The organism is Bacteroidales bacterium (assembly GCA_018334875.1).
GTDB lineage: Bacteria > Bacteroidota > Bacteroidia > Bacteroidales > UBA12077 > JAGXLC01.
In genome coordinates this window covers 1-3,228 of record JAGXLC010000449.1, presented here as the reverse complement: position 1 = coordinate 3,228, position 3,228 = coordinate 1, and the positions used below count along the sequence as shown (strand labels likewise).

Here is a 3,228-nt window from a genome sequence, read left to right as displayed (position 1 = left end):
GGATTTGATCCGGAAAAACAGAGGCTGTATGGCCGTCATCTCCCATACCCAATACGATCAGATCGAATAAAGGCGATCCATTTTTCGCGGGAAGATTTTCCTGCAGAAGAGAGGCATACCGGTCCGCCTCGGAATAGGGATCGTATTCTCCCCTCATTCTGTAAACCTGATCTTCCGGGATACCAACATGACGGAGCAAATGATGACGGGCCATTCCATAGTTGCTTTCCGGATCATCAGGAGGGACGCACCGTTCGTCAACCCAGAAAACCTTAAACCTGCTCCAGGGCATAAGTGAGGCATACTGCTCGCTTAAATGCTTAAACCACTTCAAAGGCGTACTACCCCCGGATATGGCCAGATGGAAATATTCGGAATCATCATTCAGGGCAAGGGCATACATCTTTGCCGCCAATTGCTGAACAGTCTCCTCTACTGAACCGAAAACATGTATATTGGATCTCATAGATTATTCCGTTTATGGTTCAATACACTCCTTTCCATCCGACAGATTTTCACAGGGGATCTTCCAATTATAGCCGGTATAAGACTTTAGCAGATCCGCCGCCGCCTCAGGACCCCATGAATGAATGGGATAATTATACAGATTCAGCTCCAGGGAAGCCTTCCATGCTTCCAATATCGGATTGATGTATTCCCAGGTAACTTCAGTAGCATCTCCCCGGGAATACAATGTCAGATCTCCGTGCATACAATCGAGCAACAGGCGTTCATAGGCTGATGGCAGTTTTTCCTCTGCAATATCCGAGTAGTGGAAATCCATATTTACATCCTGCACCTTGAATCCTGCACCCGGAATTTTCAGTCCGAATTTTAAAAGCAGCCCTTCATCGGGCTGGATTCTTATGACCAGTTGATTGGGTGTGCTCTGCTGATTGTCATTACTACAGAAAATATGATGCGGAGTGGGCCTGAACTGAATAACTACCTCTGTGGCCCGCCTTGGCAAGCGTTTACCGGTCCTGATAAAAAAAGGAACATCCTTCCAGCGCCAATTATCAATGTTCAGTTTCATGGCCACGTATGTTTCGGTTCCGGAACCTTTCGACACACCTTCCTCTTCAAGGTACCCGGGATTATATGCACCGTTAAACTTTCTTCCGGCATATTGACCTTTAATCACATTTTTCCGGATGTCATTTTCGGTTAAAGGTCTGAGCGATTGAAAAACCTTCAGCGTTTCGTTGCGAATTGCGGCTGAAGTAGAAAGTGCCGGTGGTTCCATGGCAAGCATCCCAACTATATGAAGCAGATGATTCTGCACCATATCCCTCAAAGCACCGATTTCATCATAATATCCTGAACGGAGTTCAATGCCTATTTCTTCCGCAGCAGTGATCTGCACATGATCAATATAGTTCCGGTTCCATAAAGGCTCGAATATGCTGTTTGAAAAACGGGTGACCATGATATTCTGTACCGTTTCCTTTCCCAGGTAATGATCGATCCGGTAGATCTGGTCCTCAGCAAAATAATCCAGCAATTCCCTGTTCAGATCCTTCGCACTTTGCAGATCATAACCGAAAGGTTTCTCCACAATCACGCGCTTCCAGCCGGGATGTTCCCCGTTATCCCTGCTAAGACTATGATGATGAAGTGCCTTCGCAATGGTGGGATATAAACCGGGAGGTGTAGCCAGATAAAAAATATAATTCCCTGGAATATCCAATTTTTTTGTCAGCTCCAGCAAACGATCCTTTAACCCGCTGTAGGATTCAATGTCTTTGGTATTAACAGGAACATAGAATATCTGTTTTAAAAACGCTTCATCTGTAATTTTCGATTCGCTTTTCAGATGGTCACGAAAAGATTCATCGCTGAATGCCTTCCTTCCTGTACCCAAAATGGCGAACCCTTCGGGCAGGAGGTTTTGTTTAAACAACTCGTAAATCGAAGGAATCAGCTTCCGCCTGGTAAGATCCCCGGAAGCTCCGAATATGGTTAAAATATGATCATTGGGTGGATTCATCGGTCAATAGTCTATTAAAAGTTTGCATTTCAAATTGATTTACATGTCAAATTTGTGTATTTTGCTGATCTCACCATGGAACCCGCTTGTTAATCATGTTCTTGTTGTGCAGGTCAATACTTGCGATTTTCATACACAAACCCTCTCATTATTAAGAAGGTGTAAAAAATAATTACACAAAATTAAGAAATAATATCATTTTCTCTCGGCATAACTGATTTTTTGACCAATTGTTCATTATAAATACAAATAAACCGCATTTTCATTTTCTTCGGTCAATTTGTATTTTTGACAAATTGACAAATAGAAAAATTCAAGCTATGAAAAACTTTCCCCCATTTAACCATTGGCTGAGAACAGGTTTATTATGCCTGTTGATCCTGTTTGTAAATGATGTCCCATCCCGGGGGCAAAACGAGGTGAGGCAGACAGTTACACTGAAGATCATGACCTATAACATCCTGCATGGGGCCACAGTCAAAGGCGATTTTAACCTGGATACCATCGCGGCGGTTATCCGTCGGGCCGATCCCGACCTGGTAGCCCTTCAGGAAGTGGATTTCAGAACCGGCAGGGTAAACCAAATGGATTTGGCTCTGGAAATGGCCAAACGTACGGATTTGACTCCCTTTTTCGGAAAAGCCATGGATTATGACGGGGGAGCCTACGGGGAAGCCATCCTTTCAAAATATCCGGCCGAATCCATGGAGGTGCATCACCTGGGTGCCGGTGAAGGACATGAACCCCGGGCTGCATTGCGGGTGGAAATTGACCTTATGAACGATGAGCGGATTGAATTTATCGGAACCCATCTGGATCATACACAGGACCCCACGGATCGCATTTATCAAGCCAAAGCACTTAACCACATTTTGTCCGGGCTCAATAACCCCGCCATTCTTGCCGGAGACCTGAACGCTACACCGGGAAGCCGGCCCATTGACATTTTGCTGGAACGATGGGCCATGACTGCCGATACCCCGGCCGAACCAACCTACCCATCCGGTTCTCCCGAAAGAAAGCTGGATTATATACTGTATCATCCTGAGGAGCGATGGAAAGTGGTTGACCGGAAGGTCATCGAAGAGAAAGTGGCTTCGGATCACAGGCCCTACGTGGTAACTTTACAGTTGATTCCCCAATGATGAATAATTTATGAGGATTAATTAATAATATAAAATTTACCCTGTTGATATGACAATTCAAAAAACAGCAAATATTTTTGGCAATATTGGTAC

At 44.6% G+C, this 3,228-nt stretch carries 3 protein-coding genes; 1 reads left to right on the top strand and 2 read right to left on the bottom strand.

Annotated elements, in window-relative coordinates:
- Positions 1-466 (bottom strand): 6-phosphogluconolactonase (pgl, locus tag KGY70_19625; protein ID MBS3777414.1); only part of this gene is annotated, 466 nt, incomplete at its 3' end.
- Between the two features lie 12 nt (positions 467-478).
- The gene (gene zwf / locus KGY70_19620; GenBank protein ID MBS3777413.1) at positions 479-1,990 is read right to left on the bottom strand and encodes a glucose-6-phosphate dehydrogenase; all 1,512 of its coding nucleotides are present in this window, start codon (positions 1,988-1,990) and stop codon (positions 479-481) included.
- Between the two features lie 320 nt (positions 1,991-2,310).
- On the opposite strand from zwf, the gene KGY70_19615 reads away from it, so the two are divergent.
- Positions 2,311-3,135, top strand: a complete 825-nt coding sequence (locus tag KGY70_19615; GenBank protein MBS3777412.1) for an endonuclease/exonuclease/phosphatase family protein — start codon at positions 2,311-2,313, stop codon at positions 3,133-3,135.
- Positions 3,136-3,228 lie beyond the last annotated feature (93 nt).

What these genes read in the sequence shown, in the direction of transcription:
- zwf (MBS3777413.1), bottom strand. Translation starts at nt 1,990, where the DNA reads ATGAATCCACCCAATGATCATATTTTAACCATATTCGGAGCTTCCGGG.
- KGY70_19615 (MBS3777412.1), top strand. Translation starts at nt 2,311, where the DNA reads ATGAAAAACTTTCCCCCATTTAACCATTGGCTGAGAACAGGTTTATTA.